Origin of the sequence: Pontibacter pudoricolor, from assembly GCF_010092985.1 — a bacterium.
Taxonomy (GTDB): Bacteria; Bacteroidota; Bacteroidia; order Cytophagales; family Hymenobacteraceae; genus Pontibacter; species Pontibacter pudoricolor.
The window spans coordinates 2,859,935-2,874,876 of the sequence record NZ_CP048106.1 but is presented as its reverse complement, the minus strand read 5'-3'; the positions used below and the strand labels follow the sequence as shown (position 1 = coordinate 2,874,876).

Below are 14,942 nucleotides of genomic sequence, written 5' to 3'. Positions count from 1 at the left end.
TCAATCGTACTATAAAATTTAAGCAATGCCATATTTATTCACTTCTGAGTCAGTGTCAGAAGGACATCCTGATAAAGTAGCGGATCAGATATCTGATGCACTTCTTGATGAATTCTTAAAGCAGGACCCACAGTCTAAAGTTGCCTGCGAAACACTGGTAACCACAGGGCTTGTTGTGCTGAGCGGGGAAGTAAAATCTGAAGCCTATGTAGATGTGCAGAAAGTTGCACGCGACGTTATAAAGCGTATCGGCTATACCAAGTCTGAATATATGTTTGATGCGGATGCCTGCGGCGTTATTTCTGCCATACATGAGCAGTCTGCTGACATTAACCAGGGTGTGGAGCGTGCTAACCCGGAAGACCAGGGAGCAGGCGACCAGGGTATGATGTTTGGTTACGCCACAAACGAAACCGACAATTATATGCCGTTGGCGCTGAGCATTTCGCACCTGTTACTCGAAGAGCTTGCCGCTATCCGTAAGGAAGGCAAAGAAATGACGTACCTGCGCCCGGATGCTAAATCGCAGGTTACGATCCGTTACAGCGATAACCATGTGCCGGAGAAGATCGACACGATCGTGATCTCGACACAGCATGATGAATTTGTTACTTCTGAGAACAATACACCGGAAGCAAAAGACAAAGCAGAGCAGCAGATGGTAGCCAAGATCAAGGAAGATGTAGATGCTATCCTGATGCCACGTGTATTAAAATTGTTGCCGGAGCGTATTCAGAACCTTTTTAACGACGATATAACCTACCACATTAACCCGACTGGTAAGTTTGTGATCGGTGGACCGCATGGAGATACTGGCTTAACAGGCCGTAAAATTATAGTTGACACCTATGGTGGTAAAGGTGCGCACGGTGGTGGTGCCTTCTCTGGCAAGGATTCCTCTAAAGTAGACCGCTCTGGAGCTTATGCAGCCCGCCATATAGCTAAAAACCTGGTAGCAGCCGGCGTAGCAGATCAGGCGCTGGTACAGGTTGCTTATGCCATTGGTGTTGCCAAGCCGGTTGGTTTATATGTTACAACGTATGGCTCTACCAAAGTAAAAGATGCTAACGGTAACGTTATGAGCGATGGTGAGATTGCTGATAAAGTGAACAAACTGTTCGACATGCGTCCGTACGCTATAGTTCAGCGTTTTGGTTTGCAGAATCCTATCTTCTCAGAAACAGCCGCTTATGGCCACATGGGCAGAATGCCAGGCAAGAAGAAAGTGGAGCTTTCTGTAAACGGCCACAAAGAAGTAAAAGAGTTTGATACCTTTACATGGGAGAAACTTGATTACGTGGACAAGATCAAACAAGAGTTCGGCTTATAGTCTGAACTATAGTTATAAACAAAGAGGCCCGCTAACTATAGCGGGCCTCTTTGTTTATGTTCTGATGAATGCCTTAAGCATTTTATTGGAACATATTCGGTTTGCAATGCATACCTGATTAGTGGGCCATTTGCTTTTGCTTAAATTTTTTAAGCTGGCGGCGCATAGCTTCTACAGCGGCATCAGCAGCAGCTTCAAAAGATGGAGCATTCTCTTCAGAATACAGGGTAGCGCCCGGCACGAACAGTTTTATCTCTACCGTTTTGGTATTAATGCCGTCGTTGTTGTTATGTTTAATGAACACTTCACCTTCTACTACCCGGTCGTAAAATGTTTCTAGCTTATCTACTTTCTGCTGGATAAAATCGGTAAGCTGAGTGTCAGCCTCGAAGTGGATGGAATGCATCTGTAGCTTCATAGTGGTAAAATTTATTGGTTTAACTTATGCTTTTGGATGAGCTTTCTCAAAAATTGATTTAAGCTTCTCAATAGAGTTATGGGTATATACCTGAGTTGCCGCCAGACTGGCATGTCCCAGCAGGTCTTTTATTGCGTTTAAGTCTGCTCCCTTATTGAGCAGGTGTGTGGCAAAAGAGTGTCGCAACGTATGCGGACTGTTATGTTCTGAAGTAGTGATCAAGCTAATGTACTTTTTTACCACACGGTAGATGAATTTGGGGTACAGGGGGCGTGCTTTAATTGTAACGAGCAGCTTTTCGGAATTGTTATCGCCCAACTCGCTTTTCTTATGCATCAAATAAGCCTCAATACTTTCCCATAAAGAGTCATTGATCGGGATAATACGCTCCTTATTTCCTTTGCCCAATACGCGCACTGTTTTCTGGTATTTATCTATATCCTGTTCGCTTATATTGATGAGCTCAGCTAAACGCATACCTGTTCCATACAGGAATTCCAGTATTAGCCGGTCGCGCTGTCCTTCAAAGCTATTTTCAAACTCAAAGCCATCCAGCAAATTGTTGAAGGGTTCTTCAAGCACGAATCCGGGAAGTTTTTTAGAAACCTTTGGCGCTTTAATGCGCAGCATCGGGTTCGCCTTAATTCTTTCCTGGCCTAATAAGAATTTATAGTAAGAGCGCAGGCAGGCAATTTTACGGTTAATGGACCGTGGCTGAATGTTTTGCTGTACAAGTGATAAGATCCAGGAACGGATAATGGTATGATCGGCTTCGGCCGGATCAGTGATCTCGTAGGTCTGGAGTAAGTAACCAGAGAATTGCCCCAGATCGGTGTGGTAGGAGGTAAGGGTGTGCGGGCTATACCGCTTTTCGTACTGTAAGTACTTAAAAAATAATTCCATAACTTAATATAGCCGCCTGGTTAAGCAACTATACTAAGTTATGGAAAATATATTATTTCGGAAACGAAATTAGTAGTTATCCTTCGCGAAAAGCGTCTGCTTGTATTTAGCTCTTTCCTTCTGCTTTCTTTTAGAAACAGATGGCTTCTCGAAGAAAGTTCTTGATCTAAGCTCTTTCAACACGCCAGTTCTCTCGAACTTCTTCTTAAATCTTTTTAATGCACGGTCTACAGACTCGTTATCTTTTACGTTTACAATAATCATGTCTTTGTTTCGCTTCTCTTGGAATTAGGGTTGCAAATTTAATAAAGCTTACGCTTAAAAATCAACTATTTAAGCAATTATTATCTGCTAATTTATAAAATATTCTAAATCAGTGGATTCAGGCCACAAAGATAGCATTTTTAAATTAGTTATTTAAGTATAGATCTGGAAATTACCAGTTTTTGTATCTCACTTGTGCCTTCGCCTATCGTACAAAGCTTGGCATCACGGTAAAATTTCTCAGCAGGGTAGTCTTTTGTAAAACCATAACCGCCAAATATCTGCACGCCTTCGTTAGCCACTCTAACCGATACTTCCGAAGCATATAGTTTCGCCATTGCCGATTCTTTGTTCACGTTCAGGCCGCGGTTCTTCATGTCGGCTGCCTGGTAGGTGAGTAAAGCTGCCGCTTCAATTTCAGTAGCCATATCTGCCAGTTTAAAGGCAATGCCCTGGAAAGAGGAGATAGGCTTGTTGAACTGGCTGCGCTCCTGCGAGTAAGCCAATGCGGCTTCAAAAGCACCCTGCGCAATGCCAAGAGATAAAGCAGCAATAGAAATACGGCCACCATCCAGTACTTTCATTGCCTGGATAAAGCCTTCGCCTACGTTACCTAATATCTGGCTCCTGTGTACGCGGCAATCCTGGAAAATAAGCTCTGTTGTTTCAGAAGCACGCATGCCCAGCTTGTTCTCTTTGCGGCCAGCGCTAAAACCCGGTGTGCCTTTCTCAATTACAAAAGCGGTCATGCCATGCGAGTCGCCCACTTCGCCGGTACGAACTATAACTACGGCTACGTTGCCTGTTTTACCATGCGTAATAAAGTTCTTGGCACCGTTTATTACATAGTAATCACCATCTTCTACAGCCACCGTACGCATGTTGCCAGCATCAGAGCCTGTGTTTGGCTCTGTTAAGCCCCAGGCACCTATCCACTCGGCCGTAGCCAGTTTGGGCAGGTATTTCTGTTTTTGCTCTTCGTTACCAAATTGCAGAATGTGGCCGGTACAAAGCGAGTTGTGCGCCGCCATCGAAAGCCCAATAGACCCATCTATTTTAGATAGTTCGGCAATAGCGGTAACATACTCCAGGTAGCCGAAACCAGAACCGCCATATTCGGTTGGCACCAGCACGCCCATCAGGCCCAGTTCACCCAGCTTCTTGAAAACGTCTACCGGAAATTCCTGGCTTTCGTCCCACTCCATCATTTTAGGTTTGATGTGTTTGGCACCAAAGTCACGAACCATGTCGGCAATCATGCGCTGGTTCTCTGTATATTTTAATTCCATTTATAGTTTATTTGAAGGTTGTGGAGTCGCGTATATAACGGTTTAAAGAACCGTATGTTCACAAAGCTATATATTTAACGGCAAACGGACAATTTGAGCGGCCAAAACAGAGGATATTAAACAAGGAAACTATAGGAGCTACCATATAGTACTTATTTTGAAAGCGCGTTTAATTTGCGTTATTTTGAAGCTGCTAAGTGCCCAGTTTTGTAAACAATAAGACGGCAGGACAGGTAATTAGCTAAACAACAGTAAATGAAGCAGTTTTTCAAAAACTTATTTGGTGGAGAATCCACATCCTTAGAGTCGTTGGGCACTATAGGTGTGGATATGCACTCGCATATTCTGCCGGGGCTTGATGATGGGGCAGATACCCTGGAGCGATCCCTGGAACTGGTGGAGGCCATGCAGCAGCTGGGATACCATAAGCTGATTATGACACCCCACATCATGAGCGACTTTTACCGCAATACGCCGGAAGGAATACGTGAAAAGCTCGCCCTGCTGCGCAACGCACTTACCGAAGCCGGTATTAAAATGGAGCTGGGCTGTGCTGCTGAGTATTACCTTGACGAAGTTTTTCTGGAAAAACTCGACAATGACGAAGAACTGCTGACCTTTGGCGATAAGTATTTGCTTTTCGAAACCTCTTTCCTAAACGAGCCGCTTAACCTGCGCGAAGCCATTTTTAAAATGCGCTCTAAAGGATATAAACCGGTAATGGCCCACCCTGAGCGTTATTCTTATTTCTATGGCAAGTTTAATGACTTGGTAGAGTTACGGGAGCAAGGGGTGTTGTTGCAGCCAAACCTTAATTCGTTAACCGGTTATTACTCGCCGGCAGCAAAAACTGTGGTAGAAAAGCTGATTGATAATGGCCTGGTAGATCTTGTTGGGTCCGATGTGCATAGTTTAAAACACATCGCATCGCTGCATAAAGTGCTTAACACCAAATATATAAACAAGCTGCTTTCGTTGCCATTGCTTAACACGCAGCTATAGTTCCCACCTTAGTAAGCCCGACTTAAATGATATTTGTAACAGGCGGTAGTGGCCTTATTGGTAGTTTCCTGATACCGGAACTGGTAAAGCAGGGGCATCAGGTGCGCGCACTTTACCGCGGGCAGATACCAACTATAGCCCTTGCCGAAAAAGTAGAGTGGCTGGAAGGTGACATTCAGGATATTGTGTTGTTGCGACATGCTTTGCAAGGTGTGAACTATGTTTTCCATAGTGCAGGGCTGGTTTCTTACGACCCGCAGGACAAAGACTTACTGAAGCAGGTTAATATAGAAGGCACAGCCAATGTAGTAGATGCCTGCATCGAGGCGCGAACTTTAAAACTTTGCCATGTTAGCTCTATAGCAGCGGTTGGCCGACCGGCAGGAAAAGATGTGTTAACCGAAAACAGCAAATGGGATCCGGCAGAGGCACACTCTGCTTATGCAAGCTCTAAACACTTAGGCGAACTCGAAGTATGGCGGGGCATTTCGGAAGGCCTGGATGCTGTTATAGTTAACCCGTCAGTAGTGCTGGGCCCGGCAGACTGGAACCGCAGCAGCACGCGGCTGTTTAAATATGTTTACAACAATAATTCTTTTTATACGGGCGGCAAAGCCAATTTTGTTGATGTAAGGGACGTGGTTGAAGCCATGTTGCGACTCACCTTCTCGGAAATATCAGGCGAAAGATTTATATTGAATGCAGAGCAGCTGGCTTACAAAGATTTTTTTGAACAGGTAGCTGCTTGCATGGGCAAAAAAGCGCCTTCGCGTAAAGTAAACCCGGTATTGGCAGAGGTTGTATGGCGTGCAGAACGGTTGAGAAGCTGGTTAACGGGTACGCGTCCGCTTATTACTAAAGACACAGCGCGGGTGTCAGCAAAAAATCATTTCTTTAGCAGTGCAAAGGTGCAGAAAGCCATTAACTTGGAGTTCAGAACGTTATCCGAAACTATAGCCTGGGCCTGTACAGAATTACTAAAGCAGCAGGCTGTAAAGTAGCTTTTTAGCTCCCTCAACTATAAACTATTTGCCAGTATAAAATGTAATGTAACAAGGGCTGCGTTGGGCAGCCGGTTGGGATTTGAGATGAAAGATAATTTTGAAGATAACAGCGAAGAGCTGGATTTGATACAACGTTTCGAGCAGTCGCTCGGGAACAATGGCACTGCTTTTTTTGACATCAACGACTTTGAAACTATAATTGACCACTATACTGCAAACTTTGAGTATAAAAAGGCTCTGGCAGCCTGCGATGCGGCCATCGCTCAATATCCTTTTTCATCAGAACTACAGATAGATAAAGCGCAGTTGCTGGCTATGGCCGGCAGCCTGGATGACGCCCTTGACCTGATAAACGAAGTAGCCGAAGTAGAATCCGGTAACCCGGATATACACCTGACGCGCGGTATTATTTTTTCGCAGCGTGGCGAGTACCGCGATGCCATAGATTACTTTAAGAAAGCCCTGGCCTTTGCCGAAGACCGGGATGATATATTTTTCAACATCGGGTTGGCCTACCAGAGCTGGGGAAAGTTTGGTTCGGCTGTAAAGTACTATAAAAAGTGCATTGAGCTGAATGTAGAGAACGAGGCGGCCATGCAGGAGATCGTTTATTGTATGGAAATAACCGGTACGCTGCGCGAACATCTTCCCTTCTTCCAGAAATTTGTCGACGATGATCCTTACTCGTATGTAGCGTGGTTTAACCTGGGCAATGTGCTCAATAAAACAGGCGCTTACGACAAAGCCATAGCCGCTTACGACTATGCCACGATCATCAAGCCTGACTTTATTACCGCTTATAACAACATGGCCAATGCCTATGTGTTTATAGGCGAATATATCAAAGCCATTGAAGCGTTTAATGCCATGCATGAGCATGGGGAACAATCAGCAGAAGTGTATTGCAACATCGGGGAGTGCTACGAAAAGCTGCAGCAGTGGGACCTTTCCAGAAGGTATTACCAGAAATCGGTGGACCTGGACCCGGAAATGGACGAGGCCTGGTTTGGTATTGGCGTGATACTGGATGCGCAGGGCAAGTGGTACGAGGCGGTGCATTTCTTTAAGAAAGCAGTGGAGCTTTACGACGACAGTTCTGATTACTGGGTGGCGCTTGCCGCTGCCGAGTATCATGTGGGGCATGTGGTGTCGGCGTTGGAAAGTTATGCGCGTGCTGCCGAGATACAGCCGAACGATAAGGATATTTACCTCAACTGGTCTATCATTTTGTACGAACAGGGCAATTATGATGAGGCCACCGATATTATTTTAAATGCCATAGAACTGCAACCAGACGAAGCAGAGCTATATTACAGGGCCTGCGCCTACCTTCTTTCTGCAGGAAAATACCGCGAAGCTTACAATTATCTTGAAAATGCCTTAATTTTGGACTTCGAAAAACATAAGCTGTTATTTGAGTTCTTCCCGGAACTGGAATCGCAGCGGGCATTAGCCAGATTAATAGATCAGTATCGCAAATAATATCAGATGAACTATACGCTGAATAACCTGCCGGAGCGCGAGCTTAAGCCACGCGAGCGGGGTTTTACCATGGCCATGGACAAAGGTCTGAGTGTGCGGGAAGTAGAAGACTTTCTGGACGTAGCCGGGGAATATGTAGATATCGTAAAACTGGGCTGGGCCACATCGTATGTGGTGCCTAACCTGCAGAAAAAACTGGACGCCTATAAGGCAGCAGGTATACCTGTTTACTTTGGTGGCACATTATTCGAGGCCTTTGTGGCCCGCAACCAGTTCGAGGACTACCGCCGCATCCTGGATAAGTATGAAATGACTTTTGCAGAAGTTTCGGATGGCTCGCTGGAGATGAACCATGATGAAAAGCTGCAGTATATTCAGACGCTGGCTACGCAGGTAACTGTATTGTCGGAAGTAGGTTCTAAAGATGCTGAAAAGATCATTCCGCCTTATAAGTGGATACAACTGATGCAGACTGAACTGGATGCCGGCGCCTGGAAAGTGATCGGTGAAGCCCGTGAAGGTGGTAACGTTGGCCTTTTCCGCTCAACAGGTGAGGTTCGAAGCGGTCTGGTAGAAGAGATCCTGACAAAGATACCGTTTGAGAAGATATTGTGGGAAGCGCCTCAGAAAGCACAGCAGGTTTGGTTTATTAAACTGCTTGGTGCTAACGTAAACCTTGGTAATATAGCGCCAAGCGAGGTTATTCCACTGGAGACCATTCGTTTAGGTTTGCGTGGCGATACGTTCCATCATTTCCTGAACATGGATGATACTACCCTGAACGGGTAACTATAAAAACAGTAACTATAAATTGCCCGTCGGCGTACCCGAACGGGCAATTTTGTTAGTACAAGTTTAAATTTCGTTTTTGTAAGCGAAAACTGAATAGACAGGGCGCTGGCGAAACAGTTTTTGAGCTTTATAGCAGCGCTATGGAGCGAGAAAAGTGTGAAGTCAGGCTTTTATATAGGCAGTTTGTAGCGCAAAGGATGAATTTTAAACCTGCTCATAAAAGCTCAGAAACAGATTTATGCAACGCAGATCACTTAAAGAATATCTTCTGCTTTTCTCGAAAGGTGTAGCCATGGGGGCTGCAGATGTAGTGCCAGGCGTATCCGGCGGAACTATAGCTTTTATTACCGGCATCTACGAAGAGTTGCTGAACTCTATCAGGTCGGTAAACGGAGAGGCTGTGAAGTTGCTGCTCCGTTTTAACCTGGCTGGTTTCTGGAAACACATTAACGGTAATTTCCTGGTTGGGCTGCTGTCTGGCATTGGTTTCTCGATTGTATTGCTTTCGAGGCTGGTGCTGTACCTGCTGGAGTTTCACCCAGAGCTGCTCTGGTCGTTCTTTTTTGGGTTGATCGTAGCCTCTACTGTAGTTGTTGGGAAAAAAATAACGAAGTGGACACCTATGGTCGTGCTCGCTTTTATAGTTGGTGCTGCCATTGCCTACTGGGTAACTATAGCCACCCCAACAGAAACGCCGGAATCATACTGGTTCATTTTCCTTTCAGGCGCTATTGCCATCTGTGCCATGATTTTGCCAGGTATTTCAGGTAGCTTTATTCTGGTTTTAATGGCCAAGTACGAGTTTATACTGAACGCCGTAAAAGACCTTAAAATAGCAACTATACTTACTTTCGGGTTGGGCTGTCTGGTAGGTATCCTTAGTTTTTCGCATGTGCTGAACTGGATGCTGAAGAATTATCATAACCTGACTGTTTCGTTGCTGACCGGTTTTATGCTGGGATCGCTGAACAAAGTGTGGCCCTGGAAACAGACGCTGGAGACATATACCGACCGCCACGGCGAAATAAAACCACTGGTGCAAGCCAACGTGCTGCCAACCGATTACCTGCAACTAACAGGAGAAGAGCCTTATATACTGTATGGTACACTACTGGCTGTCTTCGGTTTTGCGCTGGTTTACTTTATAGATTACATCACTGACGATCACACCACCACAGTTTAAATACAGATGCAACGCTATGGCCTGATCGGTAAAACGCTGGGACACTCATTCTCGAAGCGTTACTTTACAGAGAAGTTTGAGCGGGAAGGAATAGCTGATGCAACGTATGAACTATACGAACTGGCAACTATAGCTGAACTACCCCGATTACTGCAAAACCAACCCGACCTGGTCGGCCTGAATGTAACTGTTCCTTATAAAGAAACGGTGATCCCTTTCCTGGATGAGCTGGATGAATCAGCTGCACGGATTGGAGCTGTAAATACTATAAAAATAACAGCTGGCAAGACCAAAGGATATAATACCGACTATATCGGTTTCAGGAGCTCGCTGGAGCAGTTTTACCCCGCAACGCAGAACAGCAGGGCTTTAGTATTAGGAACAGGCGGAGCTTCTAAAGCAGTAGTGGCAGCACTTCAGGACCTGCAGATAAACTATACAATTTTATCCCGGCAACCCACGCAAGGTCAGTTTTCTTATACAGAGCTTACCCCCGAACTGCTGCAGCAGTATCAGCTTATAGTTAATACCACGCCGCTAGGCATGTATCCGAATGTTCAGGACTGCCCTGAACTGCCTTACAAAGCCCTTTCTGCCCAACATTACCTTTACGACCTGGTTTATAATCCCGAGCAGACACTCTTTCTGGAAAAAGGAAAATCGGCAGGCGCGCAAACTATAAATGGCCTCCGGATGCTGTATGGGCAGGCTGAGGCTGCCTGGCAGATCTGGCAAAACAGGTAAAACGAAATGCAATTTATTTTTCTTGAAAATAATTGTAAAATGCTGTAACATAAGGCGTGCCGGTTCACGTAAAAGCCTGAAAACGAGAGCCACCTAACCGCCACCCTATGATCACCCAGCTAACCACCCTGAAGCATAAAACACACGCTTTAAACGCAGAGATCTACGCTTTGTATCTTTCGTACCGCGATGCGCGCGTAAAGTGGTATGTGCGGTTGTTGTTAGCGCTTGCCATTGGCTATGCCATCAGCCCAATAGACCTGGTGCCGGATCTGGTGCCGGTTTTTGGTTTCCTGGATGATGTGGTAGCCGTTACGCTGGGTGTCGGATTTTCGTATCATTTGCTTACCAAAAGTGTTTTAGACCATGCCCGCATAGAAGCGTACGATACCCTGAGTGGCGTGACGACAGGCAGTGCCACAGCCTACAGAATTATTGGGTATGTATGGATGCTGTTCGCAACTATAGTTGCCGTGCTGGTTTATAAAATGCTTTTTCTTGGAGTTGCCTAACAGTTTGCTATAGTTATACATTCAGAAGCGTGCCTTTAACCGGGTGCGCTTCTTTTTTATACTAAATTCTGCATACTTTCTGCTTCTTTATATAGCACTACTTTCACTGCAATTTCTTACATTTACCTGCGCTAAGTATACTGATATGTTAATACTTAGGTAAACCAAATATCCTGTAAGAAATATTTACCCGGCCTTGCAACCATAGCACTACTTTTAGGCTCATGTGAGTGGGGCCGTAATCAGGTCAGCAGTTGAAACTTTTTAGCAGTAACAAGTCAGACGAGGAGAAGCTTATTGAGGGTTGCATTGCCGGCAAGCGGGACATGCAACGGCTCCTGTACGACCTGTATGCTAAAAAGATGATGATGGTCTGCCTGCGCTACGCTCCCACAACATTTGAGGCTGAAGATATAGTGCAGGAGGGGTTTATAAAGGTGTTTTCGAATATCCAACATTTTAAAAGGGATTGCCCACTGGAGTACTGGATACGGAAGATCATCGTGAATACAGCCCTGAAACATTTGCGGCAAAAATCGCTGCTTACCGTTTCGCACGAATCTGAAGAAGTGGAAAACCTGAGCTCCGGCGACTATAACCTGAACGATTATAGTATGGATGAGCTACTAAGTATTATCCAGAGCCTGGCGCCACGTTACCGCATGGTATTTAACCTCTATGCTATTGAGGGGTACAACCACAAAGAGATAGGCGAAATGCTGGGTATCTCGGAAGGTACCTCTAAATCTCAGTATTCAAGAGCAAGAGCGATACTGCAAAGTATGCTGGCGCAACAGGATAAACCATACAAGGAGCATGTCATCAAGAGATAAAAAAGATTACGGGGAACTGGAGCAGAGCATGTGGCAACGCTTCCAGGATGCGGAAGCAACGCCGGGTCCGGAAGTCTGGTCGCGTATTGATCATGCCCTTGCCATGCAGGATAATGTGAAGTACAAGAAACGCGCGTTGTTTTACAGGCAACTGGCAGCGGCATGCTTTATACTTTTCGTGCTTGCCGGATCTGCATTGGTGCTGCACTTTAAACAAGACCAGAAAGAAGCGTTACTTGCTACTGCCACGCAACAGCAGCAGCAAACTATAGCTCAATCATCAGAAACGGGTAAGGCTACTATAGCCGGCAACAGTACTTTAGCACCGGCTCAGCAAACCGATAGTTATAGTTCATCTGAATCGGGTAACTATAGTTTGTCTGAATCTGAAATCAGGGAAATACCTGCTATAGCCCAGGCAAAAAAGCCGAACTATAGTTATTCTTCAAACGAAACAGTTACCTCAACCAGGTCTGAAAGATCATCTGCTATCGCTCAGCAAAACTATAGTGCTGAAAACAGGGCGGCATCAACTATAAAATCTGAAGCAAGCGAAGCTACCAGTCTTATTGCTGCAGCTATAGTTGGAGGAGATAAACCAACTGCAAGCCCTGTTACTGAAACAGACGAAAGAAGCTTTATTCCGGCTAGCCAGGCTATTGCAAATGTTCCGGATAACTATACCAGCACTGCAACTATAAATCCGCTGCTCCGCAGAAACGCCATACTCGGAACCACAACTCCTGAAGAAAAAACGGGGGAAACTATAACGCAGCAGACACAAACCGGGCTTGCGCTTGCATTAAACAAACCAGCCGAGAGCGATAAAAAAGAAGCTGCCGTTACTGCCAGCCGCTGGAACGTAGGAATGGGCTATGGCTCCACTTATTTTACCCAGAACATCAACATCCCCGGTTATACTGTAACGCCGCATACCACTTTTAAATTACCGGGTATAGGCTCGCCACCAGAGCCAAAGCCTTCCATGTCGGGAGAGTCTGAAGAGAATATGCGGGATGCCCGTATTGAGTTTCAGGAAAATACGCAGGCGGCCATGTCGTATAACGTAGATGCGAAAGCTGGCTTTAGAATTGGAAAGCGATTTAAATTACTGAGCGGGCTTGGCTATAGTCAGAACACTTCTAAAACAAGGTCAAGCTATATAGTAGAGCAGTTTTTGTTTAATCCACGCACAAATGAGCATTCAAAGCTAAAGCCAACCACGGTTTTCCTGCCATCGCTCAGTACCTTTACTACAGACTCTGTTAGTGTTGTAAAAACAAAACAGCCTTTCGATGTAGACTATAGTTACCAGATGCTTTCCATTCCGGTGGGCATGCAGGTAGAAGGTAACCTTGGCCAGAACTGGTACTGGTATGCAACCGGTAGTGTGGCGGCCAATTTCCTGATGCAGACAACTATAAAATCGTCTCTCCCGGAAATTGCAAGCGTAACGTACAGCGCCACCGACGACTCTCCTTTCCGTAAAGTTCAGTTTTCAGGGAATGTGGGCATGGGTATAGGCAAGCGCATTTCTAATGCTGTAAATGTATCTGTGGGTCCCGAATACCGCAGTTTCTTTAACTCCATGCTAACCGACGACCACGCCATTGCCAACCAGGGCAGGCCGTATACGATCGGCTTAAATATGGGTGTAAGCTATATCCTTGGCCACGCCGGCGAATAATTCATATTTTTTTAGGAGCGGTGCAACCATCTGTACCAATTCAGAATCTTGATAGAGGAAGGAGGCCAACAGTTGCTTATAGCCATCTGTTCTAACCAAACCTACACTACATAAAACTATGAAAAAATGCGCCTTACTCCTGCAACTCTTATGGATGTTGCAGCTATAGTGAAAGCAAATTTATCCGGTTGGTATATACTGTTGGCCCTTCTTCTTTTTTCAATCTTTATGTCGGGCTGCGATAACAGCGAGGACAAGATAGACGGTTGTTTTCCGGTGCGGGATTGTGTTTTTGAAGCTACTGCCGTGAAGGTGACCTGTGGCTACGGTGCTTTTGATGATACCTGGTTGCAGGTGAACGACACTACTTATATACAGCCGTGGGTAAATGCCACAACGCTGCAGCACCTTATAGTTGGGCAGACATATAGGTTTGGCTATGTAGAGGTAGCGCGTGATAACAGATACAAGGATTTATATACTTGTCAGGCTGCACTACCAAAAGCTAAGGTAGTTAAGCTTACCTGCCTGGAGCAGATAGTGAGTACCAGTATTTAATATTCGCATTTATACCCGGGCTATGAAAAAAAGCAGTTCCAGAACTTTTATAGTTCTTCTGCTGGCAGTGCTTTGTTTAAGCTGCCAGACCGATGAGGAAACACTGCCTACCCTTTCAGCAGGTCAGACACGGAATGCTTTGCTGGGTAAATGGAGGGTAGAAAGAATTGATTACCAGGTTTGCCGCAACGGTAATTGCAACACAACAAACTACAGGGGCAACGCCGGAGATTATTTTGAATTCAGAAGCGACAGTGCTTTTCTGTTGCATGATGTAACAAGAACCAAAAACAACTATAATGCTTTTAAAGCCGAGTACACATTACCGGGGGCATTTATACTTTCCCGGCAATTCTGGTCGGCAACTTATACAGTAACTGAGTGTAAGGCAAACAGGCTGGTGCTGAACTGCACCTATGCCGGCAGCGACCCTTACGCCAGATTTACCGATACCTATTACCTGTACCGATAATTTTACACTACAGCGAGATCCGTTAGTACAACTTAAAACATGAAGAACACATTACGCATCATTTTTCTTTACCTGGGTTTAATTACACTTACTGTAAGTTGCCAGAAAGATGCCCCGGCTCCGGCATGCCTGCAAGTAGAGGTGATAGGAGAGGATTGCGAGACAGGCTGGTATATCCTGAAAATAGAAAATAATGCAGAAGACGGGCAGAGTAATAACTACCTGGGGCAGCTGCAGAACGGCTATGTTACTACCGATAACCTGCCGGCAAAATACCAGAAAGAGGGGTTAAGAATAAATGCGGCCCTGGAATTAAATGGAGAATACGGGCCAAGATGCGTAGCTGTAACGGTTATGTATCCGGCCGTAAAAGTAACCCGCGTCTGCGATTCCGGGCGGGAGATTTTTTAAAGTGAACTATACTATAAGGTTAGGTTTACTTCTTGATTAGAATTATTAAAACTGACTG

17 protein-coding genes are annotated in these 14,942 nt (G+C 45.4%); 13 read left to right on the top strand and 4 right to left on the bottom strand.

Annotated elements, in window-relative coordinates; translation table 11 throughout:
* Nucleotides 1–25: 25 nt before the first annotated feature.
* The gene (gene metK / locus GSQ66_RS12420; protein WP_162427767.1) at nucleotides 26–1,330 is read left to right on the top strand and encodes a methionine adenosyltransferase; all 1,305 of its coding nucleotides are present in this window, start codon (nucleotides 26–28) and stop codon (nucleotides 1,328–1,330) included.
* Nucleotides 1,331–1,448: 118 nt separating this feature from the next.
* Here metK and hpf read toward each other — a convergent pair whose 3' ends face one another.
* The 4 genes from hpf to GSQ66_RS12400 form a co-directional block, all read right to left on the bottom strand.
* The gene (gene hpf, locus GSQ66_RS12415) at nucleotides 1,449–1,748 is read right to left on the bottom strand and encodes a ribosome hibernation-promoting factor, HPF/YfiA family (RefSeq protein WP_162427766.1); all 300 of its coding nucleotides are present in this window, start codon (nucleotides 1,746–1,748) and stop codon (nucleotides 1,449–1,451) included.
* Nucleotides 1,749–1,772: 24 nt separating this feature from the next.
* Entirely contained in the window at nucleotides 1,773–2,651 is an 879-nt protein-coding gene (locus GSQ66_RS12410; protein WP_162427765.1) for a tyrosine-type recombinase/integrase, read from the bottom strand.
* Between the two features lie 69 nt (nucleotides 2,652–2,720).
* Nucleotides 2,721–2,915 carry a 30S ribosomal protein S21 gene (gene rpsU, locus GSQ66_RS12405; RefSeq protein WP_162427764.1) on the bottom strand — a complete coding sequence of 65 codons (195 nt, stop codon included), beginning with the start codon at nucleotides 2,913–2,915 and terminating at the stop codon, nucleotides 2,721–2,723.
* Nucleotides 2,916–3,064: 149 nt separating this feature from the next.
* Complete coding sequence (locus tag GSQ66_RS12400; protein ID WP_162427763.1) at nucleotides 3,065–4,204, bottom strand: acyl-CoA dehydrogenase family protein; 1,140 nt, start codon at nucleotides 4,202–4,204, stop codon at nucleotides 3,065–3,067.
* A 255-nt stretch (nucleotides 4,205–4,459) separates the two neighbouring features.
* On the opposite strand from GSQ66_RS12400, the gene GSQ66_RS12395 reads away from it, so the two are divergent.
* The 12 genes from GSQ66_RS12395 to GSQ66_RS12340 all read left to right on the top strand — a co-directional run bounded on the left by GSQ66_RS12395 (nucleotide 4,460) and on the right by GSQ66_RS12340 (nucleotide 14,884).
* Nucleotides 4,460–5,206: a tyrosine-protein phosphatase gene (locus GSQ66_RS12395; RefSeq protein WP_162427762.1), complete on the top strand. Its 747-nt coding sequence runs from the start codon at nucleotides 4,460–4,462 to the stop codon at nucleotides 5,204–5,206.
* 26 nt (nucleotides 5,207–5,232) lie between these two features.
* Nucleotides 5,233–6,207 (top strand): NAD-dependent epimerase/dehydratase family protein, encoded by a 975-nt coding sequence (locus GSQ66_RS12390; RefSeq protein ID WP_162427761.1) that lies wholly within the window; start codon nucleotides 5,233–5,235, stop codon nucleotides 6,205–6,207.
* An 87-nt stretch (nucleotides 6,208–6,294) separates the two neighbouring features.
* Nucleotides 6,295–7,692 carry a tetratricopeptide repeat protein gene (locus GSQ66_RS12385; RefSeq protein WP_162427760.1) on the top strand — a complete coding sequence of 466 codons (1,398 nt, stop codon included), beginning with the start codon at nucleotides 6,295–6,297 and terminating at the stop codon, nucleotides 7,690–7,692.
* A gap of 6 nt (nucleotides 7,693–7,698) precedes the next feature.
* Nucleotides 7,699–8,481 (top strand): phosphosulfolactate synthase, encoded by a 783-nt coding sequence (locus GSQ66_RS12380; protein WP_162427759.1) that lies wholly within the window; start codon nucleotides 7,699–7,701, stop codon nucleotides 8,479–8,481.
* 241 nt (nucleotides 8,482–8,722) lie between these two features.
* Complete coding sequence (locus tag GSQ66_RS12375) at nucleotides 8,723–9,667, top strand: DUF368 domain-containing protein (RefSeq protein WP_202923344.1); 945 nt, start codon at nucleotides 8,723–8,725, stop codon at nucleotides 9,665–9,667.
* A 6-nt stretch (nucleotides 9,668–9,673) separates the two neighbouring features.
* Complete coding sequence (locus GSQ66_RS12370; RefSeq protein ID WP_162427758.1) at nucleotides 9,674–10,411, top strand: shikimate dehydrogenase family protein; 738 nt, start codon at nucleotides 9,674–9,676, stop codon at nucleotides 10,409–10,411.
* Nucleotides 10,412–10,518: 107 nt separating this feature from the next.
* A complete protein-coding gene (locus tag GSQ66_RS12365) occupies nucleotides 10,519–10,923 on the top strand; it encodes a YkvA family protein (RefSeq protein WP_238395666.1) in 405 nt (134 codons plus the stop codon).
* A gap of 254 nt (nucleotides 10,924–11,177) precedes the next feature.
* A complete protein-coding gene (locus GSQ66_RS12360; protein ID WP_162427757.1) occupies nucleotides 11,178–11,756 on the top strand; it encodes an RNA polymerase sigma factor in 579 nt (192 codons plus the stop codon).
* Nucleotides 11,740–13,443, top strand: coding sequence for a hypothetical protein (locus GSQ66_RS12355; protein ID WP_162427756.1), 1,704 nt, complete (start codon nucleotides 11,740–11,742; stop codon nucleotides 13,441–13,443). The genes GSQ66_RS12360 and GSQ66_RS12355 overlap by 17 nt, the downstream gene beginning before the upstream one ends.
* Before the next feature lie 126 nt (nucleotides 13,444–13,569).
* On the top strand, nucleotides 13,570–14,001 hold the full coding sequence (locus tag GSQ66_RS12350; RefSeq protein WP_162427755.1) for a hypothetical protein: 432 nt from the start codon (nucleotides 13,570–13,572) through the stop codon (nucleotides 13,999–14,001).
* 22 nt (nucleotides 14,002–14,023) lie between these two features.
* Complete coding sequence (locus GSQ66_RS12345) at nucleotides 14,024–14,473, top strand: hypothetical protein (protein ID WP_238395665.1); 450 nt, start codon at nucleotides 14,024–14,026, stop codon at nucleotides 14,471–14,473.
* A 39-nt stretch (nucleotides 14,474–14,512) separates the two neighbouring features.
* Nucleotides 14,513–14,884: a hypothetical protein gene (locus GSQ66_RS12340; RefSeq protein WP_162427754.1), complete on the top strand. Its 372-nt coding sequence runs from the start codon at nucleotides 14,513–14,515 to the stop codon at nucleotides 14,882–14,884.
* Nucleotides 14,885–14,942: the final 58 nt, after the last annotated feature.